19 protein-coding genes are annotated in these 25,844 nt (G+C 59.3%); 6 read left to right on the top strand and 13 right to left on the bottom strand.

Translation table 11 applies throughout. From position 1 onward, the window contains the following. Positions 1-333 precede the first annotated feature (333 nt). Genes NG895_RS28025 through NG895_RS28015 form a run of 3 tightly spaced genes read left to right on the top strand, consistent with a single transcriptional unit; the run spans position 334 to position 5,006 of the window. The gene (locus NG895_RS28025; protein WP_252855877.1) at positions 334-912 is read left to right on the top strand and encodes an RNA polymerase sigma factor; all 579 of its coding nucleotides are present in this window, start codon (positions 334-336) and stop codon (positions 910-912) included. Further along, positions 905-4,582 carry a serine/threonine-protein kinase gene (locus NG895_RS28020; protein WP_252855876.1) on the top strand — a complete coding sequence of 1,226 codons (3,678 nt, stop codon included), beginning with the start codon at positions 905-907 and terminating at the stop codon, positions 4,580-4,582. The genes NG895_RS28025 and NG895_RS28020 overlap by 8 nt, the downstream gene beginning before the upstream one ends. Then, positions 4,566-5,006 (top strand): hypothetical protein, encoded by a 441-nt coding sequence (locus NG895_RS28015; protein ID WP_252855875.1) that lies wholly within the window; start codon positions 4,566-4,568, stop codon positions 5,004-5,006. The genes NG895_RS28020 and NG895_RS28015 overlap by 17 nt, the downstream gene beginning before the upstream one ends. Before the next feature lie 473 nt (positions 5,007-5,479). Here NG895_RS28015 and NG895_RS28010 read toward each other — a convergent pair whose 3' ends face one another. The 4 genes from NG895_RS28010 to NG895_RS27995 form a co-directional block, all read right to left on the bottom strand. Further along, positions 5,480-6,796, bottom strand: a complete 1,317-nt coding sequence (locus tag NG895_RS28010; protein WP_252855874.1) for a 3-keto-disaccharide hydrolase — start codon at positions 6,794-6,796, stop codon at positions 5,480-5,482. A gap of 97 nt (positions 6,797-6,893) precedes the next feature. Continuing rightward, on the bottom strand, positions 6,894-7,322 hold the full coding sequence (locus NG895_RS28005) for a GNAT family N-acetyltransferase (RefSeq protein WP_252855873.1): 429 nt from the start codon (positions 7,320-7,322) through the stop codon (positions 6,894-6,896). Positions 7,323-7,332: 10 nt separating this feature from the next. Then, positions 7,333-8,262 (bottom strand): orotidine-5'-phosphate decarboxylase, encoded by a 930-nt coding sequence (gene pyrF / locus NG895_RS28000; protein WP_252855872.1) that lies wholly within the window; start codon positions 8,260-8,262, stop codon positions 7,333-7,335. Between the two features lie 124 nt (positions 8,263-8,386). Next, complete coding sequence (locus NG895_RS27995) at positions 8,387-9,139, bottom strand: AraC family transcriptional regulator (protein ID WP_252855871.1); 753 nt, start codon at positions 9,137-9,139, stop codon at positions 8,387-8,389. 70 nt (positions 9,140-9,209) lie between these two features. Between NG895_RS27995 and NG895_RS27990 the strand changes: the two genes are divergently transcribed. Both NG895_RS27990 and NG895_RS27985 read left to right on the top strand, forming a co-directional pair. Beyond that, positions 9,210-12,320, top strand: coding sequence for a PSD1 and planctomycete cytochrome C domain-containing protein (locus tag NG895_RS27990; protein ID WP_252855870.1), 3,111 nt, complete (start codon positions 9,210-9,212; stop codon positions 12,318-12,320). Continuing rightward, positions 12,313-13,782, top strand: a complete 1,470-nt coding sequence (locus NG895_RS27985; RefSeq protein ID WP_252855869.1) for a DUF1501 domain-containing protein — start codon at positions 12,313-12,315, stop codon at positions 13,780-13,782. The genes NG895_RS27990 and NG895_RS27985 overlap by 8 nt, the downstream gene beginning before the upstream one ends. A 45-nt stretch (positions 13,783-13,827) precedes the next feature. Here the strand turns inward: NG895_RS27985 and NG895_RS27980 are convergent, their stop codons facing one another. The 8 genes from NG895_RS27980 to NG895_RS27945 form a co-directional block, all read right to left on the bottom strand. Beyond that, complete coding sequence (locus NG895_RS27980; RefSeq protein WP_252855868.1) at positions 13,828-16,626, bottom strand: BatD family protein; 2,799 nt, start codon at positions 16,624-16,626, stop codon at positions 13,828-13,830. A gap of 40 nt (positions 16,627-16,666) precedes the next feature. Further along, positions 16,667-17,875, bottom strand: coding sequence for a hypothetical protein (locus tag NG895_RS27975; RefSeq protein ID WP_252855867.1), 1,209 nt, complete (start codon positions 17,873-17,875; stop codon positions 16,667-16,669). Positions 17,876-17,886: 11 nt separating this feature from the next. Further along, positions 17,887-18,984 (bottom strand): VWA domain-containing protein, encoded by a 1,098-nt coding sequence (locus NG895_RS27970; protein ID WP_252855866.1) that lies wholly within the window; start codon positions 18,982-18,984, stop codon positions 17,887-17,889. A 25-nt stretch (positions 18,985-19,009) separates the two neighbouring features. After that, positions 19,010-20,098, bottom strand: coding sequence for a vWA domain-containing protein (locus NG895_RS27965; protein WP_252855865.1), 1,089 nt, complete (start codon positions 20,096-20,098; stop codon positions 19,010-19,012). After that, on the bottom strand, positions 20,088-21,089 hold the full coding sequence (locus tag NG895_RS27960; protein ID WP_252855864.1) for a hypothetical protein: 1,002 nt from the start codon (positions 21,087-21,089) through the stop codon (positions 20,088-20,090). Before NG895_RS27960 ends, NG895_RS27965 begins: the two co-directional genes overlap by 11 nt. After that, positions 21,086-21,961 (bottom strand): DUF58 domain-containing protein, encoded by an 876-nt coding sequence (locus NG895_RS27955; RefSeq protein ID WP_252855863.1) that lies wholly within the window; start codon positions 21,959-21,961, stop codon positions 21,086-21,088. The genes NG895_RS27960 and NG895_RS27955 overlap by 4 nt, the downstream gene beginning before the upstream one ends. A gap of 53 nt (positions 21,962-22,014) precedes the next feature. After that, positions 22,015-23,025, bottom strand: a complete 1,011-nt coding sequence (locus NG895_RS27950; protein ID WP_252855862.1) for an AAA family ATPase — start codon at positions 23,023-23,025, stop codon at positions 22,015-22,017. A 902-nt stretch (positions 23,026-23,927) separates the two neighbouring features. Beyond that, positions 23,928-24,569 (bottom strand): hypothetical protein, encoded by a 642-nt coding sequence (locus tag NG895_RS27945; protein WP_252855861.1) that lies wholly within the window; start codon positions 24,567-24,569, stop codon positions 23,928-23,930. Between the two features lie 155 nt (positions 24,570-24,724). Between NG895_RS27945 and NG895_RS27940 the strand changes: the two genes are divergently transcribed. Beyond that, on the top strand, positions 24,725-25,000 hold the full coding sequence (locus tag NG895_RS27940; protein WP_252855860.1) for a hypothetical protein: 276 nt from the start codon (positions 24,725-24,727) through the stop codon (positions 24,998-25,000). A 34-nt stretch (positions 25,001-25,034) separates the two neighbouring features. On the opposite strand, the gene NG895_RS27935 is transcribed toward NG895_RS27940, so the two are convergent. After that, positions 25,035-25,784 (bottom strand): J domain-containing protein, encoded by a 750-nt coding sequence (locus NG895_RS27935; RefSeq protein ID WP_252855859.1) that lies wholly within the window; start codon positions 25,782-25,784, stop codon positions 25,035-25,037. Between the last annotated feature and the right edge of the window lie 60 nt (positions 25,785-25,844).

Below are 25,844 nucleotides of genomic sequence, written 5' to 3'. Positions count from 1 at the left end.
CTCCCATAAAATATCCCCAATGCGGCAGTTCTGTATAATAAAATGCCGCTCCTACCGCCGCGATAAGCAAAAGGAAGAATATAGCGCCCAGGAGTCCGCTTATTGAGTTCACGGTGCTTTCTCTCCTAAGAATAATACCGCCAATGTGGCCGCAGATTGCCTGCTACACGAACGCGGCATTGGAAAACCGCACCCCTCTTAAATATTGAAGCGTGTTCGCGAACGGGGCGGTTACGGCAAAAAATGGAAAACATGGGGAAATGCCGTAATACTGAGTGGCAAGGCACGCTGTATTGAAGCAGGGGATGCCGTCTCATCACACAGTGACCGCCTATGTCGCCGAAGAATCACGACCAGACTGCCAATCACTTGGACCAGTACCGCGACTACCTTGCCTTGCTTGGACGACTCCAATTGGAACCCGTTTTGCAAGCCAAAGTCGACGTTTCGGGCGTCGTTCAATCGACCATGCTTGAAGCGTGTGAATCGGGGTGGGGCTCGCTGAAGGACCACGACAAACTGCCGTGGCTGCGCAGGATATTTTCAAACAACCTGCTAGATGAGATTCGCAAGTTCCGCACCGAGGCGCGCGATGTGCGTCGCGAGCGACCATTGTCTCACCGTATCGATCAATCCGCCTCTCGCTTGCAGGTGTGGATCGAGAGTAATGGTCCGTCGCCCAGTGAGATGGCCGTGCGCGCGGAGGACGAGCTCACGTTGGCGAAAACGCTCGCAACGCTCCCCGACCCCCAAAGCGAGGCGATCGAATTGCACCATCTACGTGGGCTGCCCTTAGAAGAGGTTGGCCGAAGGATGCAACGCACAAAGGGAGCCGTGGCAGCTCTAATATTCCGTGGCACGGCGCGGCTTCGCCAAATCATGCAACCGAATCAAGGTGAACCGAATGAGTGATCCATCTGATTCAAAGTTGATCGACGATCCGGCGTTCCAATCGGTTCTCGTCTCCTGTCTTGAGGCACTACAGCGAGGAGAAACCATCGATCGTGAACAGTTGGCTTCCGACCATCCAGACTATGCGGAGGCAATCCAGCAGTTTCTCGATGATCAAGACTTACTGGAACAGGCAACCCTGCAATTCGTGCCAGAGCACTTGCCGAAAAGTAACAGCGACGATGTGCAGACTATAGCGAATAACTCCACCTCGCCAGTGTTGTCTGCGGGGGATACCGTCCGCTATCTCGGCGACTACGAGATCTTGAAAGAAATCGCCCGCGGCGGCATGGGTGTCATCTTTAAGGCGAGGCAACAGTCACTCAAGCGTGTCGTCGCCCTGAAAATGATTCTCGCAGGTCGGTTGGCCAGCCCTGCCGACGTAGAACGTTTTCAACTCGAAGCCCGTGCCGCGGGGCGTTTGAAGCATCCGAATATCGTGCCCATTCACGAAGTCGGCGAGTACGAGGGACACCATTACTTTACGATGGATCTGGTGGAAGGTCGCAGTCTCGCGGAATTGATCCGCAAAGAGACGCTCCCGTCGAAGCATGCTGCAAAGATCGTTGCGACCGTTGCCGAGGCTGTCCATTATGCTCACGAAAAAGGAACGCTTCACCGTGATCTTAAACCGGCCAACATTCTCATTGATAGTGACGGCGAACCACACATCACTGACTTCGGTCTGGCTAAGCTGCTCGAGGTGGATGACGATGACGATCGTGAAGAGTTGACCGCGTCGGGACAAGTCCTCGGCACTCCCAGCTACATGTCGCCGGAGCAGGCATCTGGCAAGACCGCATTGATCGGTCCTGCTTCCGACATCTACTCCCTGGGGGCGATTTTGTACAGTTGCATGGCCGGAAGGGCGCCGTTCGTCGCTGAGTCGACGGTCGATACGATCATGCAGGTGTTGAAAAAAGAGCCAGTGCCGCCACGCGATCTCAATCCCTCAGTGCCTCGGGACTTAAATACGATCTGTCTGAAGTGCTTGAGCAAGGAGCCCCACCGTCGCTACGGGACAGCAAAGTTACTTACCGATGATCTACATCGGTTCTTGCAGGGGCGAAGTGTGCTGGCGAGGCCCGTCGGTCCACTCGAACGAGGATGGCGTTGGTGCAAACGAAACCCACTTCCCGCTAGTTTGCTGGCACTGCTGCTGCTTGCCTTTGCGGGTGGTTTTGCAGGGGTCACGTCTCAATGGTTGCGTGCGGAGGAGTCGGCCAGGCGTGAATCACTTGCGAGTACAAGGGCAAACCAGCAGCGAGCGCGGGCCAACGAAGAAGCGGAAAGAGCGCGTCGCAGTGCCCGGCAAGCAACACAGGCAGCGCACGAATCGAACACCTATCTCTACGCGACGCGTCTCACTCTTGCAAAGCGTGCCTGGGACGTTGGCCTCACCAATGAAGTGTCTCGGTTGCTGCAGTTGACGACTCCGCGAGACGATGAAATGGACCGTCGTGGGCTCGAGTGGCATTACCTTGACCGCCTCATCCATTGCTCATTGGCCGATTTAACTGAAGGTGGTCCAATTTCGGACCTTGCCTTTAGCAGGGAAGGTCGGCTCCTTGCTGTCGCAGGCGGCTCGGTTGTTCTACTCTGGGGCGTAGACACAAATCAGTTTGTGCAGCAATTTGAGCTGGAGGGCATCGTGCAGCAAGTCGCGTTCGCCAACGACGACTCGAAATTGGTTTATGTCACGGGAAGTGGCAATCTAGAACTCACGAACACAATTAACGCTATTGAACTGACAACACAGGAAAAGGTAAAGGTTGCAACGTCGCGCGGCTTGGTCACTCAACTTGTCGTATCGCCGGACGAACAGTTCGTGGCGGCAGCGCATCAAACGAGTCCCGTTGTTCTTGCAATTCAATTCCGGCGTGCCGAGGAAGAATTATTGACATGTGGCGAAGTGAAGGTATGGAAGCTTGATGGGGGTAGAGAAGTGCTGAATGTACCACTCAAGAGTCCGCGGCCCGATTCTCCGCAAGCGTTAGGGCCAGCCCTAGAGAATGCACCAAAAGGACTCGCATTCAGCCCGAGTGGAAAACGACTAGCTGTCGTGAACGGGCGGGGACTCGTGGCGGTATGGGACATCAAGACAGGGAGAAAAGAACTAGAGATGGAGGGCGGCGCTGATGCTGTTGTCTTCAGCAACGACGGCGGTACGATCTGCTCAGCGGGAACAACATGGAGTGCGGACGACGGCAGAGTCATCGCCCGACACCCGCAACTGGCCACATGGCAGCACGCCGAAGGCACTCGTGCAGCGGCCTGGTCGCAGCGAACGGTCGAGATGCTTGACCTCACCAAAGGTACGCCACAGGCATCAATTCGGGTGCAAGACACCGATGGCAAGGCCTTGGCTGTTAGCCCTGATGGCTGGCGAGTCGCTACATCCGCTATGAGCGGCACCCACATTTGGGATTCGTGCACCAATCAAGAGGCCTTGGTCCTTCTCCACCCGCCGCAAGGACCATCACCACATTACGCGAGAGTAGTGGATGCAGTGATCAGCCCAGATGGCACGAAGATCGCAACCGTGGTTAACGGACTTGGTGGATTGATCGCGTCGAAGATTCGACTGTGGGATCGAACGACTGGAAAGGAACTCCTTGAAATTGCTGGAAGCCCCATGGGATGCAGGCAATTGGCATTCGATACCACAGGGAAGTTGCTCGCAGTCGTTTACCGGGCATCTCAAGGGGTTGTCATCTACGACGCTTATTCTGGTCGGAAACTTCATCACTGGAAAGGAGAAGGAGAACCTCTGTCATTTAGTTCTGATGGTCGCTTAGTCGCAACCGTTGCATCAGGGAAGAGTGGACAGGATCTCGTTATTCGTACTGCGTCAGACGGCACTCTGGTGAGGCGGCATCCGTTGAAGTGGAACTCAATTTCTTTCATCGCGTTCAACGCATCTAGCACGCAACTGATCTTTGCAGGCCACCAGAACTGGATCGATCCACGTAGCGATGAGTACAAGACCACTCCCTACGACCTGGGCATATACGATCCAGGCAGCGACCGCGTGGTGACGAAAGGCCCAGCTCCCTGCGTACGGATAACTGATTTGGCTACTGGCACAAAGGATGAACAGCTTGCAATTGCGTCACCTAATAAGACTTATATACTCGACACGTCGGACTTTTCACTGTTGCACACTCTTGAACTTGGTGGACAACCAGTTGCCTTCAGTCACGTTGCCTTCAGTCCTGATGGTCGTCGTATATTGATCGGCAAAGATTCTCAGATACATGTCTACGACCTAGCATCGCATCAAGAGCTTTTGAGGCTTGAAGGTGCATCTACAGGATTGTCGTTTGATTCACGGGGAGATTTCTTGGTCGCAGGTGGAGTTCGTGAGTCGTATCCTACGTCGAGCAGTGCCAGCGGAGTTGCCATGGTTTGGGATCTTCGGCCTAGTAAGCATACCACTCAAGAAGAGCGAGTAGCCTCGAGCGTTGTGCGCTACGTGGCCGGAATCGCTTCCTCTTTACAACAAGGGCGAGAACACATCGAAGCTGATAACACGATCAGCGACGCCTCACGCGAAATCGCATTGCAGCTTTGGGATAATTACACGCAAGCAGCCACACAAGCCGAGTCACCTCATGAGCCAACTCAATAGCAATACTTCCACACCAGTTGTCTCGATTGTGACGCTCGTCATCTGCATTCTCGCCATCGCAATCGACTTGGTGCTTACAGTTCTGGCAACCAACAACCCTTGGTCGCTGCAGCCTAGCGATGCGGCTATCTTGCTGTATATTGTTGGACCCTATTTGGCCTTGGCAGCCGTCGCTTGGTTTGGTCGGGTCAGCCGTCGACTCGCATGGGTGATCTTTCTGTCCAGCCTGGCACTGACCGTATGGGGGCTTTGGGGGGCAGCATCACACGCTTACTTCTACCAAACAGATCCGGAGTATCGATTGGTGCAGCCTATCGGAGTTTTCCTTATCCCGTTAGGCCAGTGGCTAGGGAGCGCGTTCCTCGGCGTTGCCGTCGAATCTCATCGCAGACAAACTAGCATCCGTAAAACGGACCATAGATGAGGAATCTCACCAACATGCCGGAGCAAAACTCTACTGATGCACCGGACCCGCTGGTTGCAGTCGCTTGTTGCGTCGGGTTGGTTGCCAGTTTGCTTGATGCGTAGGTATTTTTTCTCAGCGTGTTCGATTCACTTCTCTCGTTCATCGATTTCGGTCGCAAGCCTCTCGAGGAGGTTCACCTTCTGTTTGATATGGTGCTTGAACTGCGCAGAACCTGTCGGCTCGACAGTTTTTAGTTCCGCCATGACCTTCATCCCTGGACGCAGCAGCGGGAGTTCTTTGTTGTCAAAGATAACAGTCGTTTGGAGTGAGGCCGTTGCAGCCTTACCCTAGGAACTAACCTACTCGGTTGGCAGCAGACGCACTTCCGGCGGCCTGGGCCGTCCTGCACCAAATAATTGTCCGGATCTACCTGGAATTCGAGCAGGTGAAGAGGAAACCTGACGCCAAACGGAGCGCTACGATAACTCTGCTTATTTCCCACCAGGTAGTAACTTCAGCGAGACGTTGCGGAACTCGACCGGATCGCTGTGACCGGCGAAGCCAAAGTAACCGCTCTCGCGCGACAGGCCGGGATGCTCGCTGCCGGCCATGAAGTCCTGCGCCTCGCTCAGGTCGGCATCCAGGATTACGGTGCCATTGAGTTCGACCTTCACGCGACTGCCCTCGACGGTGACCTCCTGAAAGTTCCATTCGCCGGTCGGTCGTAGATAACCACGCTTGGCGGCTGCGATGCCGTAGGCCGAGCCGTGATATTGCCGATCGTCCAGATTGGCGTACTTGGGATGTTCGCTATCGAGTACCTGCAGTTCGCACATGCCGTTGTAGGCGACGTCGCCGGTGCCGGGCGAGCGAATCGCCAGGCCATTGTTGCCGCCTGGAGGCAGGCGAAACTCGACGCGAGCGACGAAGTTGGTGAGCTCGGGCTCGGCCAACAGCAGCCCGCCATGCCCCGCTTTGCAACGGATAGCGCCGTCAACCACTTCGTAGTTGTCCACCGCGCCGTGCCAGCCGGTCAGATCCTTGCCATTGAACAGCGACTCGAACGCCTGGGACTCATATTCGTTCAACAGGGCGTTGGCCTCCTCCGCGGGAATCTCCCGAACAGCCACGTTGCGCCAGCGGATCTCGCCACCGTGCGTCTGCAACTGGATGGGACCCGATCGTCGCAAGGGATCATTCCGGCGCCAGTAGTTCTCCATCGTGGCGTGGTCGACCACTAGCATGTCGTTCAGCCACACCGTGGTCCGCGCGCCAACCTGACGGATGCGAAAGCGATTCCACTCGCCGAAACGATGGTCGGCCAGCACAAAGGGATTCTTGCCCCGCGCGCCAGGCGAGTTGTTCCACAGACCACCGCTCCCCAGGTCGCTTCCCAGGTTAAACTTCTCGGGCTCGGTGTAGTCCCAGATCTGCACCTGTGGCGTGGCGCGGAGGTAGATGCCACTGTCGGCGCGGGGCACGGTCTTGTAGTCGATCACCAACTCGATGTCGCCGTACTCCTTGTCGGTGGTCAAGAACACGCCGTGCCCGTCGTTCACCAGTTCGCCATCTTCGGCCGTCCAATGCTCTTTGGCGTCGGCGTTCCACTCGGCGAGCTTCTTCTCGCGCTCCTCTTCGTCCATTTCGTCCCACTGCTTGGGATCGAAGTGGGGCATACCGTGCCAGCCGGTCAGGTCCTCGCCATTGAACAGCGGGGTGAAGCCCTCGGGCACATCGTCGGCAAAACTTACGGCGGGAAGGCAAACGGCGAGCGTTACGAGCGCGACGCGAAGCATACAAGCTGACATCGAGGCGTATCCAGAGGGTGGAGTAAGGCGGGAAGTTGCTGTGACAAATGCCGAGTTTAATTTACTGGGCCCGGCAAGTCACGCGGTAGCACCGGGTTTACAGCGCCTTTTCCATGTGGCGATGCGGGATACCGACTTCAACGAATTCATCCCCCACTGTCTGATAGCCCAGCTTTTCGTAGAAGCCGACCGCTTCGATGCGGGCAGCGAGCTCCAGCCACTGGATTCCACGCTGTCGCAGGTCGTCCTCGGCGGCCGTCAGCAATTGCCGCCCCAGCCCCTGCGCCTGCAAGCCGGTGTCGACGGCCATCTGGCGGATCTTGGCGTGCTGGTCGCTCTTGAGGATGGCGATCGCACACCCCACCAGCAGCTCTCCATCGAACAGTCCGTAATGCAGTTGCTCGCGTTCGGCGGGCAAGTCTTCGGCGTAGATGTCCAGCCCCAGCGGCACGCGGAGCAACCGATTGCGCAGCTCCAGCTCCTGGCGATACTCGGACGTGTCGTACTGGATGGTGCGAACTTGCATGAAACTGCCGTTAGCTGAGCGGACAGGCTGTGGCCAAGTCGGCAATCGCCTGTTGCGTGGCCTTCTCGACCGCTGCTTGCCAATCGAGCCCGGCAAACTCATCACGAGCGTGGGCGAAGATAATGGCCCGCGAACTGTTCACTACGGCCCCCAATCCACTGGAGTCGAAAGCCCCCGCCACATCGGCCGCGGTGCCTCCCTGGCTGCCGTAGCCGGGAACCAGAAACCAGGTGTGGGGCATGCGGGTGCGAAGCTCTGTGAGTTGCTCGGGGTAAGTCGCCCCGACCACCGCGCCGGCCACCCCATAGCCGCAATCGCCGGCGGTGTCGTTCGAAAGCGATTCGACCAGTTTGCCCACCTTGCTGTAGATGGTGGTGTCGCCCGCGGTGAGGTCCTGCAGGAACTTGCCGCCGGGATTGGACGTCTTCACCAGCACGAACAACCCGGCGTCGCGCTGTTCGGCGGTGCGGACAAACGGCTCCAGGCTGTCGTCGCCCAAGTAAGGGCTGATGGTCAGTGCGTCGCCCTGCCAGGCCGATTGCTCGCCCAGCCAGCCATCGGCGTACCCTTCGGCGGTCGAGCCGATGTCGTTTCGCTTGGCGTCGGCGATCACCAACAGACCCAAGTTGTGGGCATGCTGCACCACCTCGGACAGGGCCTGCATGCCACGCCAACCAAGCTGCTCGAAGAAGGCCACCTGCGGCTTCACCGCCGGCACCAACGGCGCCACGACGTCGAGCAAACCGATGGAGAAATCGCGAAAGGCCTGGGCCTGGGCTTCCAAATCTTCACCACCTTGCCGCAGATCTGCGGGCAACGACTTGTAGCGAGGGTCGACCCCCACCACGAGTGGAGTACGCTTCTGCTTTACCGCGGCGGCAAGACGATCGAAGAATGCAGGCATGATGGTATCGAATCGCGAGGCGTGAATAATCAGCAACTTCTCTCTCGGGAGAGAAGGCGTATGGAACCGTCGAGCGATCTTCGCCCGTATCGCAACCGCTGTCCAGGGCCACACAGTCCGTTGGCGCGAGACCTTGCGGGCCGGGCAGTATCGGAACTTCCTACTCTCGAAATCGCTTCCGAAATGCCGCTGGAGTCATTCCGGTGACTTGCCGAAACACGCGAATCAGGTGGCTTTGATCGGCGAAGCCGGTCAGGGCCGCGAGATCGGCCATGCCCCTCTGGGTGGTGGTCAGCAACCGCTGCACCGCCTGCACGCGCACCGTGCGAAGGTACTGCATCGGCGTCATGCGGAAGAGCTGCTTGAACCGCCGGTTAAAATGCGTAGAGCTCAGGGTCGCCAGGACGGCCATGTCGGCCATCGAGATCGAATCGGCGTAGTGCTCGTCGATGTGGCGTACCACGGGGGCCAATTCCTGGAAGAACTTCTCCAGTTCTTCAGGTGCCTCGATTCGATACATGGCTCCCGCGATGCCAATTACCCGTCCCTGCGGGTCGAAAAGCGGGGTCTTGGTCGAGACGTACCATCGTGGCCACCGCCGGCGATGCAGCACGGGCCACACTTGGCCGGGCAGTGTTTGGCCGCTCTGCATGACCCGCTGGTCTTCATCCATGTAGGCCTTGGCCATGAGCGGCGGATGAAAATCGAGATCGGTCTTACCAAGGGCCTGCGACTCGTCGTCCAGCCCGTGATTCTCCAAGAAAAGGTGATTTACCTTCACGAACCGCCCCTGGCGGTCCTTGGCGTAAAAGTAGGCCTGCGGCAGGGCGTCGAACAGGCGAATGACCGATTCGGCCAACGGATTCCGCTTGAAAAATTGCTGCTGAAACAGATCGGAGCTGAGCTGGGTCATGGTCAAAATGTACCATTTTGCGTTTTACCTGTCCAAGACAACCGTACCGCGTTGGTAATAAGATGCGCAGATGCTCCATTCCCCACGACTATTCCGCTGGGCAACACTGCTGGCCCTGCTGGTCGCTTTGCCGGTATCTTGCGCTGCCGGTGACCTGGCGGCACCTCGCTTTGGGCGGGACGTGCTGCCAATCCTCTCCGACCGCTGCTTCCATTGCCATGGTCCTGACGAAACCCATCGCGAAGCCGGGTTGCGCCTCGACGTGCGTGAAGCGGCCACCGCCGATCTGGGGGGCTACGCCGCGATCGTGCCAGGCGATCCGGATGCTAGCGAGATCCTCCAGCGAATCGAGTCGGACGACGAGTCGATGGTGATGCCGCCAACCGACTCGCATCGCAAGCCGTTGGCAGCACATGAAGTCGACATCCTTCGCCGCTGGATCGCCGGTGGGGCAATGTGGGGCAAGCACTGGGCATTCGAGCGACCCGTGCGTCCATCCATGGCAGCGGCCGACCAGCACCCCATCGACGTGTTGGTGCGGCGGCGGCTTGAGCAACTGGGACTCAGCCCCTCGAACGAGGCCGAGCCTCACACCCTGGCGCGGCGGGTATCGTTCGATCTGACCGGGTTGCCACCCACGTCGGAGCAGGTGGCCGCCGTCGATGCGGATGACGCGACCGATTCGTACGAGCAGTTAGTGGACGAACTCTTGTCGTCCCCACGATTTGGCGAACGGATGGCGATGTGGTGGTTGGATGCCGCGAGGTACTCGGACACCGACGGGTTTCAGATCGACGCCATACGCACCAACTGGCCGTGGCGTGACTGGGTGATCGACGCCTTTAACGCCAATAAGCCGTTCGACCAATTCACCATCGAACAACTGGCCGGCGATCTGCTACCCAACGCCACGGCCGAGCAGAAGCTCGCGACCTGCTTCCATCGCAACCATCAAACCAACGGCGAAGGGGGTCGTCACCCTGAAGAATCGCGTGTCGACTACGTGATCGACCGCGTCAACACGACCGGCACCGTGTGGCTGGGACTGACACTCGGCTGCTGCCAGTGCCACTCGCACAAGTTCGATCCGATCTCGCAGCGGGAATACTACCAGCTCACCGCGTTCTTCAACTCCATCGACGAAACAGGCGAAGCGGGCCGCCGAGCCAAGCCGTACTTGGACTATCAATCGCCCTACGTGGCGGAGATTGTGGCGCAGGCAAAACATCTGGCGGAGCAACGCGGCGCCCACCAGCGCGCGGCCAGCGAGGCGGCCGAGCCGCATTTTCAGCGGTGGCTCGAAGATCAAATCGTGAACGTGCAACATGGGTTCGAACCATGGACTCCACTCGCCGCCGAATCGCTGAAAACGGCGAGCCGCGCGCAGCTCCAACAGCAGCCCGATCTCAGCATCGTGGCCAGCGGCCCCAATCCCGATCAGGACGAGTACCAGGTCCAGTGCAAGCCAACTGCTGGCAGCACGATTACTGCCGTCCGCCTCGAGGTGCTACCCGACGCCTCGCACCCATTGAAACGCATTGGCCGCGGGCCAACCGGCGAGTTCGCCATTACGACGTTCAAGCTGCAGGTAGCCAAGCAAGGTCAGCTGCAGGTACGCGATGTCCCTCTGGCGTCGGCAGCTGCCGATAGCGAAGCCCCGGTGCCCGAAGGCAAGGAAAACAGCCGCAGCTATGGCCGCGTCGGACACCTGCTGTTCGACGACCCGCGGAACGGCTGGGCGGTGGCCAGCGAGGTGTTGGACCAACCTCACACGGCGGTGCTCCGCCTCCGCGAGCCGCTCGAGATGGAGGACGACGAGCGTCTGCAAGTGATCATGATTCAGCTGTCGGACATCTACCAGGCAAACGTCGGACGATTCCGCCTGTCGGTAACCGATCAACCAGCATCGGTCGTGGCGATTGACCAGACAATGCCACTTGAGCGGTTGGCTACGCTAGCGCCCGATTCGACCGACGACATACCGGAGAAACTCCTCGGCGAGCTCCGCCAGCAGTTCCTGGCTACCTACGAACCCTACCGGCAGGCAAAACGCAGGGCCGACGCCGCCCGCCAGCAACTGCGAACCTACGAGTCGCAAGCAGGTGAGGTGAAAGTGATGGTAATGCACGACCGCGAGCAGCCGCGCGACACCTTCGTACTGCAGCGAGGCGTGTGGGATCAACATGGCGAACAGGTAACGCCCGGCGTGCCAGCCGCGGTGCTCGAGTGGCCCCAGGAGAAGACCCAAACGCGTCTCGACCTGGCGCACTGGATTGTCTCGCCCGACAATCCGCTGACCGCACGAGTGGTTGCCAATCAATTGTGGCAGATCTGTTTTGGGGCGGGCCTGGTACGCACGCCCGAGGATTTCGGACTGCAAGGCGAAGTGCCGGTGCATCCGGAGTTGCTCGACTGGCTGGCGGTCGAACTCGTCGAGAGCGGCTGGGACGTGAAACACGTCATGAGGCTCATCGTCACCAGCGAGACCTATCAGCAATCCAGCAAGTTCACGCCTGAGCTGTTGGAACAGGATCCCGAAAACAAACTGCTGGCCCGCGGCGCGCGCTTCCGCTTGCCCAGCTGGATGATTCGCGACGCCGCCCTGCAGGCCAGTGGATTGCTGGACGAATCGCTCGGCGGCCCACCGATGATGCCCTACCAGCCCCGGGGGGTTTGGGAAGCATTGTTCAAGGGCCGCTTCACCTACGAGCCAAGCCAAGGCGACATCCAGTTTCGCCGCACGCTGTACGCTTTCTGGCGGCGGTCGTCGACCCCTACCTACTTGTTCGATGTCGCGCCCCGGCGGACCTGCGAAGTCCGCCCGCGACGTACCAACACCCCGTTGCATGCGCTGACGCTGATGAACGACCTCAGCCAGTTGGAGGCCGCCAGATCGCTGGCCGTGCAGATGGTGGCCACTGAGAGTCCACCTGCCGAGCGAATCGACTGGCTATTCCAGCGCGTATTGTCGCGCAGCGCCACCACAGCCGAAGTTGCTACGCTTGAGCCGCAGCTTACTGCATGGCTTGCCGAGTACCGGCAGTCGCCCGACGAAGCACGGATGCTGCTCGACTTCGGTCAGCCGGAGCGGAACGTTGACCAGCAAATGGCCGATACGGCGGCGTACACCGTGCTAGCCAGTTTGGTGCTGAACCTCGACGAGGCGATCACACATGAATAACGATCACCGCTGTATTACGACCAACGAAGGCGCCCGGCTGTTGGCACGCCGAGCATTTCTGGGTCGCTCGGCAGGGCTGAGTCTCGGCGCCCTGTCGCTAGGGTTGCTGGAAAACGTCGCCGCGGCAAGTGTTTCCAACGTCGCCAGCGGACGGGGCGACCTGCCGCATTTCGCGCCGCGGGCCAATAACGTCATTTTTCTCACGCAAAGTGGCGGTCCTTCGCAGATCGAGCTGTTCGACCACAAACCGGGCTTGCATGACTGGGCCGGCGTGGAACTGCCTGACAGTGTACGGCAAGGCCAGCGAGTCACCACGATGACAGCCAACCAGAAACAGCTGATCATGCCGCCCCGCACAAAGTTCGGTCGCTATGGGCAAAGCGGTGCGACGCTGGGCGAGTGGCTGCCATTCCACTGGAAGATTGCCGACGACGTTTGTTTCGTCAAGTCGATGGTCACCGACCAGATCAACCACGCCCCGGCGATGACCAAATTCCTCACCGGCCACCAGCTCGTCGGTCGACCTTCGATGGGGGCGTGGGCCAGTTACGGCCTGGGCAGCGCAAATCGCAATCTGCCCGACTATCTGGTGCTCATCTCGAAGATGAACCGCCCCAGCGATCAGCCGCTGTACGACTACTACTGGGGCAGCGGCTTCTTGCCGTCGCAGTACCAGGGCGTGCAGTTGCGCGCCGAGCGCAACCCGGTGCTCTACCTGCAAGATCCCGACGGCATGCCTCGGGGGGTCCGTCGCACGATGCTCGACAGCCTGGCCGAGCTGAACCAGATGCGACTTGAAGAAACACGCGATCCCGAGATCGACACCCGTATCCGCCAGTACGAAATGGCGTGGCGCATGCAAACCAGTGTGCCGGAACTGGCCGACCTGAGCAACGAACCTGAGTCGACCTTTGATCTTTACGGCCCCGACTCGCGCCGGCCAGGCAGCTACGCCGCCAACTGCATCATGGCACGGCGAATGATCGAGCGCGGTGTGCGGTTCGTGCAGTTGTTCCACCCCGACTGGGATCACCATTCGCAGCTCAACAGCTGGTGCGTGGCCCGCTGCCGCGACACCGACCAACCGAGCGCCGCACTAGTGACCGATCTCAAGCAGCGTGGCCTGTTGGACGAGACGCTGGTGATCTGGGGCGGCGAATTCGGCCGTGGCGTGGCAGGGCAGGGCGATTGGCAAAGCACCGACGCCGGTCGCGACCACCACCCGCGATGTTTCACCATCTGGATGGCCGGCGGTGGTGTCCGTCCCGGAATGACATACGGCGCGACCGACGATTTCAGCTTCAATGTGGCCGAGAACCCAGTGCACGTTCGCGACCTGCACGCCACGGTGCTGCACCTGTTGGGCATTGACCACCAGCGATTCACCTATCGCTTCCAGGGCCTCGACTACAAACTGACGGGCGTGGAAGAATCGCGAGTGGTCGAAGAGATACTTGCCTGAGTCACTTGCCAGGCGCACGCTCTCCCCAGCCCCGGTGCCAAGTTACTAGATCGCCTCTGCGCTGGATTCAGCGACCCATCCGGTTTCACCCGATGGCAGACAAACCTTCAGCCAGTTGCCACGTTGCTTTACTAACTCGACCACTTGGCCTTCGTCCAGCGATGCACCGGCCGTGGGGAACTGGTCGCCATCGCCTTGACGAAGTGCGACCGCAGGGGCAGTCACTACGGCGATCGGCTGATCGCTTCTCTCCCAGTTGGCAACATACAGACTCGCCGACGCGATGCAGATGGCGGTGGCCGTTGCGGCGACCGACTTCCACGGGAAGCGAATGCCGTACAGCCGCAGTCCAAGGGCCAGCCAGAGAGCGAACCATCCCAACACCGCTAGGGTTCCCACGGTTCGCAGGCTCACGCGGCGCAAGAGCCATTGGTTTGCCACCGACGCAACGTCGGCCACGCCGGTACCAATCTCGCCGGAGTCTTCACTCCCCGAGGGCGACAAGGCTTGCTGTGCGTACTGCAGGTTGTTCTTCGCAGCGCGGTTGGCAGGGTCGATTTGCAGTGCGCGGTGGTAGTTGGCAACGGCTTCACCAAACTGACCGCTTTGCAGGTAGGCGTTGGCCAGGTTGACGTAAAGCTCGCTGTTCGCGACGCCCGAGTCGACCAGCAGTTGGTACTTCTCGGCCGCAGCTTCGAACCCCAACTTGGCTTCGGCCGCGTCGTCACCGGCTGAATCCATCGCGGCTACGTACCGCTGGTTGGCCTCGACCAATATCGCTTGTTGCTGCGCGGCATTCAGCGGAGCGTTACTTGCAGCGGTGTCCGCTTTGGCGGAAGCCACACTTCCGCCGGCGACCAGAGCCGCAGCAATCAGAGCGCTCGCCACCCGCGAAGCACGCCGGCCAGCGGGACGGACCCTGCCTGACGACGGGCGTCGAGGGGTGCGTGCGACACGTTTTTGCTCGTGGTGACGGCGTACTTCTGCCAACACTTCAAGCGCTTCATGTTGGGCGTCGCCGAGCGACACAGGGCGGCTCACTCCGCTGGCACTTGGCTGCCGAGCCGCATAGAACACTCGCTCGCAGCGAACGGCTAACTTATGCTGCCCCCCGGCACGCAACGCACCGAGAATCGCGGCCGTGTCCTGGTTGGCGGCGCTCACACCCAGGCGGCGAGCCAGGTACCACTCGAGTACGCCCGCAACCTCATCGATGGTTTCGGACTGCTGGATACGAGCTTCCGCTCGACCAGCCCCAAAGCCCAGCCGGCCCATCAGTGGGGCGATGCCGGTACGATGGCGTCCGATCCAGATTGCCCCCACAACTAACGGTGGCAGCGCCAACAGCAGCATGAGCATTCCTGAGACCAAGTTTCGTGGCGACTCGCTGCTCAGTACACCATCTCCTGGGTAGTTCGCTAGAGTTGGAACGAGCGCCGTCGATGCAGTGCTGGCTTGATCCGCAGACTGACCTGCCCGTGCGTGACTGCTGACAATCGCGTCGAGGGCGAGCGTATCGGCCGGATCAACGTGGATCGAGATCGGGTCGCTTTGCACGGTGACAAATCGGTCTTGCTGTGGATCGAAGAACGTGAAGGGGATAGCGGGAATTTCGGTAATGCCCTCCTGACGAGGACGAATCGTGGTAGAGAACACCTTTCGATCGCCCTGTACGAAGCCAGCCAGTGGCTCGCTGGGCACCTTGAAGTCGGCTGTCAGTTCGGGCAACTCGGCCAGCGGTGGGGCCTGCACGAGTTCCATCGGCCCCGTACCCACAACTCCGATCAGCAGCTCGATGGGATCGCCTGCTTTCACCGAAGTGGTTCTGGCATTCGTGACAATCTGATAATTTCCTACGGCGCCCCGATAGTCGGCCGGGCGGCCGGCGGTGGGGATCGAGAGCACGTGGATCGGCTCGACGTTGGCATCCGCCACGATGGGCCGGGCCGACTGCACCGCTAGCCGTCGCCCAAAGGGGGAGGGGAAGTCATCCGCACCAAAAGGGCTGGCGAATCGACGGGGCATCATGTCGTCGAACACCGAAGCGAAAGGATCGCGTGCCGTGCCGAGGGCCGTGGGGTACTCGACAATAACGTGCACGTCTTCGGCCTGGATTCGGCCCGGGCTCTTGGGATAGATCGTGGCGTCGACTTCGTACAGGTAGTAGCTGTGCTCCACACCATCGCGGTCCTTGCGCAGAACTTCCAGCGCCTTAGGACGTTCGCGATTGCTGGCCAACTCCGTCATCCGATCTTTAAACATGCCCCAACTCGACCGCGGCGAGATCATCCGCCACATATCACCCGCCGACAGCGTGATGTCTCGCTCGGCATCTCGAAAAGGCCGAACCCAGATCTTCAGCGTCAGGTCCAACGCCTGGCCAACGTAGATCTCTTTTTCCTTGCCAGCCACCTCGACGAACAACAAGTCGCCGGTTTCGCTCTTCGAGGCCACGAACTCAATCGCGCGGGTCTGTTGCTGTTTGCCGTCGACCTCGACGGTGATGGGTGGAATACGGAAGCTGCCGGCGCGTTGAGGTGTCACCTCGTACACGTACGTCAGCGACGTGTTCTTGGTCGTCACGCCATTGATCGTCGTGATCTGCGTGCTCTGCGACGGGGTGCCACGCGAGTGAATGGCCAGCCCATCCACATCGGGCAGGACGGGCGGCTTGGCATCCGAGGCGTTGTTGACCTGAATCTGCACCAGGATCGGCATGCCGACGTAGGTATCCTTCGTCGAGACGCCAACGCGCACGTCGGCGGCCGTTGCGCAAGTTGCCCCGGCAGCGACAAACGCCACCAACAGGAGGGCACGCCAGATGGTTGGGATGAAGTGTTGCATGATGCTTATATCGTAAAGGGTCGTCGTGGTTTGCGGTCTGCTACCAATCGCGGTCAACAGGGATGTGCCGACTGCGTTCGGTTGCCTCGCGGCGGAGACGACGCAGCATATCGCGATCGCGAATCGATTGCAGCATCTTGTCCGCCTCTTCCTCGGTCATCTCACCTTCCTTCAGGACCTTGCCAGCAGCCTGCTGTTCGTCTGCATCCTGCTCGTCCGATTGTTCGACGGCCGACAGCTCTCCCTTCGGCGGTTCGTTCGCTTGCTCTTCCGAGATCTCGTCCGACTCCGCACCCGAATTCTGCTCCTCGCCGATTTCCTGCGACTCTTGCTGACTCGCTTGCTCCTGCGACATCGACTGCGTCGACGCCTGGGGCTGGTTCTGAGTCTCTGCATTCTGCTGCTGTTGTTCCTCCGATTCGGAGGCGTCCTCGCCGGCCTGCTGTTCTTGGGCTTGCTGGTCCTCCGGCTGCTGTTGTTCGGACTGCGATTGCCCATCACTTGCCTGCTGGTCCTGGGCCTCCTGATTTTCTGCTTCCTGATTGTCCGACTGCTGGTCCTCTTGCTGCGATTGCTCGGACGAGTCGGAGTTTTGTTGCTCGCTATTTTGTTGCTCAGCAGACGATTGATTCTGGTCCTGTGACTGCTGCGAGCTGTCCTGTTGCTGGTCCTGCTGCTCGCCTTGCTGATCCTGCTGGTCTTGCTGTTGTCGATCTTGCTGTTGTTGCTGCTCCTGCTGTTGTTCTTGCTCCTGGCGTTCTTCTTCCTGCAATCGATCGATCATCTGGGCCGCCAGCTCGATGTTGGCGCGAGCTTCGGCATCTGCGGTGTCGACGTCCAGGGCACTGCGATAATGCTCGATGGCCGACCGCAAGCGATCGATAGCGGCCGGGCGGTCCTGTTCCACCAGTTGCAGCGCGGAGACGTAGTCGCAGTTGCCCAGATTGAAACGTGCCTTGGCGGCGATGGCGTCGTCGTCCGATGCCGCGACCGACTTGAATTGCTCGGCCGCCGCGGCCACGTCGCCGTGACGATACTGAGCTACGGCGTGGTTGTAGATCAGTGCTGCGGAAGGTGGGCCAAGCTGCTCCAGTTGCTGGTAGGCCGCCATAGCACCCTCCACGTCGCCATCCCGCAGCAAGGCGTTTGCCGAGTTGAGCTGCGTGGCCACGTCCTGGTTGGCCTCGGCAGCGTACAGCGGGCCGGCGCTGCCGATGGTGAGCAGTACGATACTGAACAAGGTTTTCATGAGGTTATTCATCATGCCGCGGTCGAGTGTTCGGGTGAGTTGGCCTCGGAGGCTGACGATTGCCCGCGCCCTGTCGATGCTGTGTGCTCGGCTTGGGCAACTCGTCGGGTGGGCCAGGTCGCGATGGCTACTTCGCACAAAAGCAGCAGTAGTGCTGGAGCCAGCAGCCATTGAAATCGTGCTTCATATTGGTCGATCTTTGCCGTTTCAAACTCCATCTGCTCGACGTCCGCAATGTAACCTTGATAGACGTCGGCCATGTTTACCTGTTTGATGCCAGCAGGGATGTACGCCCCGTCGGTTTCGACGGCCACCTGGCGAAGGATGTCGCCGTGTAGCTTCGACCAAACCTGCTGACCATCATGCTGCAGGTAGGATTTCCCTCCGTTGTCGGCTGTGGGAATACGTGCACCCTGGTCCATGTCGCCCAGACCAACGGTAAAGATGCGTACGCCAGTATCTTGACGAGCCTTCTTGGCCACGGCCACGGGATCGCTTTCTTGGTCTTCGCCATCGGTGAAGATCACCATGGCTTTGTGGGCGTTGAGCTTGGTGAGGAACGAGTTGGACGCGACGCGAATCGCCTCGCCCAACTGCGAACCGCCACGTCGAATGCTGTGGGGGCCAACCGCATCGAGCGATTCTTTGAAGTCGTCGTAGTGCGTCGTCAGCGGAATCTGCTGTCTGGCATCGCCCGCGAACACGACCAGCCCGACACGGTCGCCAGCCATCTCGTCGACCACGTCTTTAATCTGCTGCTTGGCGCGCTCCAGCCGGCTTGGCGAGGCGTCTTCTGCCAGCATCGACCGCGAGACATCGAGCACAAACATCACTTCGATGCCCTTTTGCGGTACCTCGCGCGACACCTTGCCCCAACGCACATCGAGCAGAGCCAGCACCATCAGACCCATGGCCGTGGTCACGAATGCCGCGCACAGTGCGGTGCGTAACTTGCCCGACGTGGTAAACACCCGGCGGACCAGGTTGGCAGTCGCAAACCGCATTCTGGCCCGACGGCGAGCGCCAGCGGCGAACAGTACCGCCACCAGTGCCACCACTGGAAGCCACAGCCAAACAAGCTGAGTCGGGTTGCCAATTTGAATGTCCATAATGATCTAACGGGGGTCTTGGCTATCAGGCAAGTTCACGGAACAAGGTGTTGGCCAGCACGACGCGAGCGGTGAGCAGCCCCAGTGCCACGAGCACCAGCGGCGGGAACACGACCGAACCAACAGGGGTGGATTGGATGGCCAGCTCGCGATAGTCGACGAAATGCTGTTCCTCGATCTTCGTCTTCTCGAGCAAATCGATCTCGCGGTAGATCTCCATCAGCGATTCGGTATCCGTGGCTCGGAAGTACTTGCCACCCGTTTCGCTGGCGATCTGCCTCAGCGTGTCTTCATCGATGTTTACTTCGGCCCACTCGATTTGCTCGCGGCCGGTGAAGGGGTTCACCACCGGCACCGGCGCCCGCCCACGGGTGCCGACTCCGATCGTGTAGATCTTGATGCCCATCTTCTGTGCCAGATCGGCCGCCTGCTGCGGATCGACTACGCCGGCGTTGTTCTCGCCGTCGGTCAGCAGCACCATGACCTTGCTCTTCACCTTCTTGTCCTGGCGGTCGTCGAGGGAGTTAAGCTTCTCCACGGCCAGGCTGATCGCATCGCCAATGGCAGTTCCATCCTCAGCGCGTTCGGTGACAATGTCCTGATGGTTCAACTGCGCGGTCACAAACGCGTGATCCAACGTCGGTGGAGTGACAGCATCGGCGTAGCCCGCAAAGGTAATCAGCCCTACCAGATCGCTCACGCGGCCCGAAAGTCCATCGTGTTGCGACTCCTCGTCGTCGCCTTCGATGAATCGCCCCGCCACATTCTTGATAGCGGTCAAGCGGTCGACGTGCTCGCCATCAATCTGGAAATCGAGCGCACGCATACTGCCCGAGCGGTCGACCGCCATTTCGATGGCGATGCCGTCGGCGTCCACCACGGTTTGCTCGCGACCTTCACGCGGACGAGCCAGTGCCACGATCGTCACGGCGATGGCCGTCAGTGTCAGCACCGCGGGCAGCCAGGCCAGCCGCTGCCGCCAGGTGGGCCGAAGGTGGCGGAGAGATTCTGTCGAACTGAACGGCACCGCCGTCCGCCGCCGGCCCGCCCACAATCGCCAGGCGATCAGCGGCAGCAGCAGAAGCAGCGTCAAAACCCAGGGATTATGCAACATCTCGCTTCTCCGTTTCTAACGCCTCGCGGTGCTGCTGGCATTCCTCGACAAACGCCCTGGCGTCGGCAAAAGCTTGCTGAATCTGACTACTGCCCACGCCATAGCAGGCAAACTTGATGTCGTCCGCGATCGACACCAGCGAAGCAAGTCGCCGGCGCGGGGTCTCCCCCAACTGCACGGTGTGCACCGCTTCGGTAAGGAACTCGGCACTGGTGCGGGTACGGGTGGGCACGTCGTATTCGAACTCGAAGTACTCCCGCACCACGTCCACCAGCTCATTGTAAATCAGCTGGGTGTCGGCCGTTTCATCCGCGAGCAACTGCTCGAGATCGTCAATCTGCTCGAGCACCCACGCCGCGGGAGCGATGCCACGCCGCGGCTTCGCCAGCAACACCATCGCGATGGCTGCTGCCACGCCTGCGGCGATGCCGCCCAGGGCGATCGACAGCCAGGCACTGGAACCTTGCTCGGGCACTGGCAAGTCGACCGTGTCCTTGATGTCGCGAATCTTTGTAGGATCCGGCCGATCTTCGAGAACGCTGGCGATCTGTATTTCGATCGGTTTACTGCGAATGCTCTCGAACGCAGTAGCCTGCTGGTTGGTCGCAAAGTGCACTTCGAGTGCAGGTATCTGGAGTTGTCCGGTCTTCAACGTTTCCAGAGTCGCTTTCAGTACCCACAGTCGGTTGTCAGAGCTCGCCGCCGTGGGAAGGTCACGCAACGTTTCCTGGCCACGGACGTCAAAGTCGCCCAACTGCTCGGGCAGGCGTGGCAACTCGACCCGCGTGCCCTGCGGGGCCGTTACTTCAACAACCAGCTGCATGGGATAGGCGACCTGCGCAAGTTGCCTATCGACGCTAACGCTTAGCGTCACAGGGCCTTGGTTCACAACAGACTTAGGCGAGTCCGCAGCGGTATCTGCCGCCAGGCAAGTTGTCGCTACCAGCATTGCCAGCAGCAGGAAGGCGGCGATTCGTGGTGGATAGCTCATTGCCGATTCTCCCTTCGGTGAAAGAATCGCTTAAGTGGTTCGATAAAATCCTCGCCCGTGTAGATGTGAATCGGGTCGAGATTCAGCCGGTGGAACAAGGCGTCCCGCTCGTCGATCCTGCGCTGAGCGTACTGTTCATAAGCTCGGCGATTGGAGCGGCTGAACGAGTCGAACGTGACCATCCGCCCGTTTTCGGCATCACGCAGCCGCACCAGGCCGACATTGGGCATTTTGAGCTCCCGCTGATCGGCCACCACGACGGGAACAATATCGTGCTTGCGACTTGCGATCTTCAGCGCCTTCTCGTAGCCGGTGTCCTGAAAGTCGCTGATCAAGAACACCACCGTTCGCCGAGACATGGTGCGGTTGAGGTGCTCCAACGATTTGGCGAGGCTCGTGCCGGTGCCCATCGGCTCGCAGTACAGCAGTTCGCGAATGATCCGCAGCACATGGCGAGTCCCTTTGCGGGGTGGAACGAACTTCTCGATGCCGTCGGTGAACAGCGTCAGCCCGACGCGATCGTTGCCTTTGATCGCCGAGAACGCCAACGTGGCACTCAGCTCGGTGACCTGCTCGCGTTTGGTCTGCCAATGCGACCCCATGCCTTGCGAGGCACTTTGGTCGACCAGCAACATTGCGGCCATCTCGCGTTCTTCCCTAAATAGTTTGATAAACGGGCGACCCGTCCGGGCAGTGACGTTCCAGTCAATCGCCCGAACGTCGTCGCCTATTTGGTAGGGACGGACCTCTTCGAACTCGATACCGCTTCCGCGGAAGGCCGAGTCCCATTGGCCAGCCAGCAGCTCATCGACGATTCGTGTCGTATGAATCTCGATGCGGCGGATCTTCTTGATGATTTCGCGAGGGATCATGTCGGTGGGGAGTTAAGGAGGGTGAATAAACGCACGGGCGGAAGCTGCGACGCTTAGGGAACGGGCACGGCGTCCATGATCGCCCGCACGATGTCTTCCGAGGTCTTCTCTTCCGCTTCGGCCTCGTAGGTCAGAATCACGCGGTGCCGCAACACATCGAGTGCCATCTCCTTCACGTCGGTCGGCAGGACATGCCCACGACCATGGAGGAAGGCATTCGCCTTGGCTGCCAAAGTCAGATTGATGGTCGCCCGTGGCGAAGCGCCGTATTGAATGAACTCGTCGAGTTCCAACCCGTACGCCTTGGGCTCCCGGGTGGCGATCACCAGATCGACGATGTACTCCTGCACCTTGCGATCGACATAGATCTGGTCGACCAGCGAACGGGCGGCGACAATCTCTGCGGGGCTCGTGACCGCGTTGGTCGCGATCTTCGGGCGGGTCGACGACATGCGTTCCAGAATCGTCAGCTCTTGATCGCGATTCGGATAGTTCACCACAACCTTGAGCATGAAGCGGTCCATCTGTGCTTCGGGCAGCGGATAGGTGCCTTCCTGCTCCACAGGATTCTGCGTGGCCATCACCAAGAACGGTTCGTCCAGCGGATAGGTGTTGGTGCCAATGGTGACCTGCCGTTCCTGCATCGCTTCCAGCAAGGCGCTCTGCACCTTCGCAGGAGCACGGTTGATTTCGTCGGCCAGAATAATGTTCGAGAAGATCGGGCCTTTCTGCACGACGAACTTCTGATCCTGTGGACGGTAGATCAGCGTTCCGATCAAGTCGGCGGGCAGCAGGTCTGGTGTGAACTGCAATCGCTGAAAGCCGGTCTGAACTCCCTTCGCCAGACACGACACCGCGGTGGTCTTCGCCAGCCCGGGTACACCCTCGATCAACAGGTGGCCGTTGCCCAACAGGCCGACCAGCATGCGGTGAATGAGCACTTCCTGACCGACAATCGTGTTGCCCACTTCTGCAATCAGTTGGCGGAAGGGCTTGCTGTGGGCCTTGATTTGTTGGGACAGGGCTTCAATTTTTTCGTGGGTATTGGTAGCTGTTGATGTCATTGTAATTGGTTCCAGGTACATGCTGACCCCAGCACCTAGACCGGTAGCGCTGGAGATTGGTGGCGGGAGCCCGTTGCACCCCTGTGGGAACAGATGGTCGGGACATGCGAGACAGGTAATTCGATCCCGTCGTAACACGTCCATATTCGGGCTTTTTTGAGGCTCAGCGAATAAATGAGCCTCGATACAGCAGAATACGCATGTGTGACCACGAAGGTTCTGCTGGTCGCCTAAACTCTACCGAGTTTGGGCCAGTTTCGCGGGCTTAAGCGATATAACGGGCACGCCCGTTTCGAGCCGGATTTTCGGGTCTAAATGCCTGCGAAATGGCCCTCGAGACCTTCCGCCTGCCGGTTGGTGGACATCGGTGAGCCTTTGCTCAAACCGCGTACGACCAGCATCGTTGGCTAGAGAAGTTCGTGCCGCAGCCTGACCACATTCGGCCATCCTCCGATGTGCCTCGCCAGGGAGACCTGAGAATCGGCATGCCCCAGGGGCAGAGCGAGAAACACAACAGCGACACGACCGAAGCCACGGCTCATCGGTTTCAAGCCCCGGAGCAACTTGGTGGGCCTTCGCGTCGTCTTGCGGTTCTATAACTAGAATCGTCCTCAGTAGACCGCTCGTGTGCGTCCACAACTCAACCGATCGGTTCCCGGCATGCCGCGCGAGCGCCAGGGTCGGCACTCACCTTCAAGCCTCCCTTGGAGAAAGTTGATTTTTGGGCCCATGACCGATCCAGTCGATCGATCGCCAAATCAACATGGGGAGGCAAATCGCAGATAGCAGGCCGCCGATGACTAGGGGGAAACGGTCCCCCCAATAGTCATCCAGTCGGCAAGCCCTGCCATCGTCAGAAGGGCAGGGCGATATTCACCTATGAGAGTGTGTCTCCAGCAGGCTTAGGCTGCCGAGCACTGGCGCCGATAGGCGACCAAGCCCACGCCCAGGCCGATGAAGCTCCAAACGATGATTGACGACATCTCCGGCACAGCCGTTGGTTCCACCAGAAGTTTAAAATCAGCGTTAATCGTAGCGCCATTCTCTCGGCCAGGATCGAACCCACCAATTAGCGAGCCATTGAAATACTCGTCAAGTAAAGTGACTTCCAGGATCCCATCGCCATTGGGACCGAAAAACAACTGGGAAACTCCATCCCATTCCACCAGGCCAGCGGAAAACGGGATGACGATAATGGTTCCCGTCACAGCAGATGTTCCGCCATCCACACTGCCGCCAAACGCCGGTGCCGGCTCGCTGAACAAGAAGTCCACTGAAATGGGCTTCTGAACGGAGTCATCGAGATTGTGGGCCGACTCGTTGGTCCAGATGTCAAACAGCTCGACGGTAATCGATTCGCCCACTTCCAGATCAAACGAATACGGCTGAGGAAGCAGGTTCGCGGTCTCAATAACGAGCCCCGGATCGGAATCCAGTCCATCGACGTCATAACTATCGAGAGTCAACGAGATGGAAGCGTGCGCGGGCGACGCCCACAGTCCTATCACAATCGCAAGGCTCAATAGCTGTCCAAAGCGTTTCATTGCTGTTTCAACCACAATTAATTCCTATTCAATTGATAAACCACAAAACTCATGTTATCTCACCCCGGCACTGACTTTAATACCAGGACAACGAGGAGTCAATGTTCCTCCGGAATTTATCACTTTTCTCTCTCCTTCCTTGAGGATAGCGGCGCATGACTAGTTATTTCACATTAGTTTTACCTAAAGCTCCCCGAAGGCAACAAATCAAACAGCAAACGCAATCGGCAGAAGGGCCAAATTGTCGGGAAACATCGGCTCGCCGCGAAAGAGATTTTGGGCAGACGTCACGAGCCCAATATCGTACTGGAACGTTTTTCAGAATTGGTGAGTTGGTTCGCGATGCGGAGGCCGAAGCGGGCGAATTGCTATCCGTCGATGCAGGCCGACAGAGCAGCGGACTGACACCACAAGCCAAACCGGTACACTAAAGAGGAAAACGCTCCAGGCACCGAAAAGGCGGAGCTACCGCTGATTGGCAGTGGGAAGCTTGCCAAAAGGTTGGTAAGTCTCGCAGCCACGCCTGCGAACTTGCTTTTCGATTCGCCTGCGAGTCCACCAGCCGATTTGAGTCCCGTCCAGGTTCAAGGACTGCAAATTCGGCAGGTCGTCGAGCACGGAAAGCGCGCTGGATGTGATTGGTGTGCGACTTAGATCCAAATGTCGGAGCCACGTGTAGGCCCCCAAGCGGAGCACTGCATTGTCAGAAACGCAACACCCAGGCATCTCGATCTTGATGAGATTCTTCAGCGCGGGCAGTTCCTCCAGCAGCACCTGAATGAAATCGTCACCCGTCGGGGCATCGACAAGCCGCACGCTGACCACCGCTTCCGTGAGCTGCGCGAACTCTCCCACCGAGTTCTTCAGCCATTCGGCCGATACGACCGTCGTGGAAGCCCCCAATTGCTTGAACCGTTGGATGGCCTGTCGCATTGAGAGGTAGTCATGCAGCTTACCGGCGATCCACCGCCGGCGGTCTCCCTGGTAGTCGACAAGCTCCTGAGCTTGCTCGAAGGCGTCGTGCAAGCGATGAAAGTCCTGAGCCGAGCCACCATGATCGGGATGACAGGTCTGAGCCTTTTGATAATAGGCTGCCTTCACATCCTCCAGAACGTACGGTGGTGACAGTCCCAACGTGATCATGCACTCGGGACGTCGATCTACCTGGAGATTTGCTATCCCATCCTGAAGCCGTCTCTGAAATTGACCAGCCATGCTTAGCAGTGTATGGAGTGCGGATTCGTCGGTAAACGCACATCCGATTATAGCTGGCAG

Source organism: Aeoliella straminimaris (assembly GCF_024054565.1).
Lineage (GTDB): Bacteria > Planctomycetota > Planctomycetia > Pirellulales > Lacipirellulaceae > Aeoliella > Aeoliella straminimaris.
Note: the sequence above shows the minus strand (reverse complement) of the source record. Positions and strands in the feature narration are given on the sequence as shown.

What these genes read in the sequence shown, in the direction of transcription:
- NG895_RS28025 (WP_252855877.1), top strand. Translation starts at nt 334, where the DNA reads ATGTCGCCGAAGAATCACGACCAGACTGCCAATCACTTGGACCAGTAC.
- NG895_RS28020 (WP_252855876.1), top strand. Translation starts at nt 905, where the DNA reads ATGAGTGATCCATCTGATTCAAAGTTGATCGACGATCCGGCGTTCCAA.
- NG895_RS28015 (WP_252855875.1), top strand. Translation starts at nt 4,566, where the DNA reads ATGAGCCAACTCAATAGCAATACTTCCACACCAGTTGTCTCGATTGTG.
- NG895_RS28010 (WP_252855874.1), bottom strand. Translation starts at nt 6,796, where the DNA reads ATGTCAGCTTGTATGCTTCGCGTCGCGCTCGTAACGCTCGCCGTTTGC.
- NG895_RS28005 (WP_252855873.1), bottom strand. Translation starts at nt 7,322, where the DNA reads ATGCAAGTTCGCACCATCCAGTACGACACGTCCGAGTATCGCCAGGAG.
- NG895_RS27995 (WP_252855871.1), bottom strand. Translation starts at nt 9,139, where the DNA reads ATGACCCAGCTCAGCTCCGATCTGTTTCAGCAGCAATTTTTCAAGCGG.
- NG895_RS27990 (WP_252855870.1), top strand. Translation starts at nt 9,210, where the DNA reads ATGCTCCATTCCCCACGACTATTCCGCTGGGCAACACTGCTGGCCCTG.
- NG895_RS27985 (WP_252855869.1), top strand. Translation starts at nt 12,313, where the DNA reads ATGAATAACGATCACCGCTGTATTACGACCAACGAAGGCGCCCGGCTG.
- NG895_RS27980 (WP_252855868.1), bottom strand. Translation starts at nt 16,626, where the DNA reads ATGCAACACTTCATCCCAACCATCTGGCGTGCCCTCCTGTTGGTGGCG.
- NG895_RS27975 (WP_252855867.1), bottom strand. Translation starts at nt 17,875, where the DNA reads ATGAAAACCTTGTTCAGTATCGTACTGCTCACCATCGGCAGCGCCGGC.
- NG895_RS27970 (WP_252855866.1), bottom strand. Translation starts at nt 18,984, where the DNA reads ATGGACATTCAAATTGGCAACCCGACTCAGCTTGTTTGGCTGTGGCTT.
- NG895_RS27965 (WP_252855865.1), bottom strand. Translation starts at nt 20,098, where the DNA reads ATGTTGCATAATCCCTGGGTTTTGACGCTGCTTCTGCTGCTGCCGCTG.
- NG895_RS27960 (WP_252855864.1), bottom strand. Translation starts at nt 21,089, where the DNA reads ATGAGCTATCCACCACGAATCGCCGCCTTCCTGCTGCTGGCAATGCTG.
- NG895_RS27955 (WP_252855863.1), bottom strand. Translation starts at nt 21,961, where the DNA reads ATGATCCCTCGCGAAATCATCAAGAAGATCCGCCGCATCGAGATTCAT.
- NG895_RS27950 (WP_252855862.1), bottom strand. Translation starts at nt 23,025, where the DNA reads ATGACATCAACAGCTACCAATACCCACGAAAAAATTGAAGCCCTGTCC.
- NG895_RS27945 (WP_252855861.1), bottom strand. Translation starts at nt 24,569, where the DNA reads ATGAAACGCTTTGGACAGCTATTGAGCCTTGCGATTGTGATAGGACTG.
- NG895_RS27940 (WP_252855860.1), top strand. Translation starts at nt 24,725, where the DNA reads ATGACTAGTTATTTCACATTAGTTTTACCTAAAGCTCCCCGAAGGCAA.
- NG895_RS27935 (WP_252855859.1), bottom strand. Translation starts at nt 25,784, where the DNA reads ATGGCTGGTCAATTTCAGAGACGGCTTCAGGATGGGATAGCAAATCTC.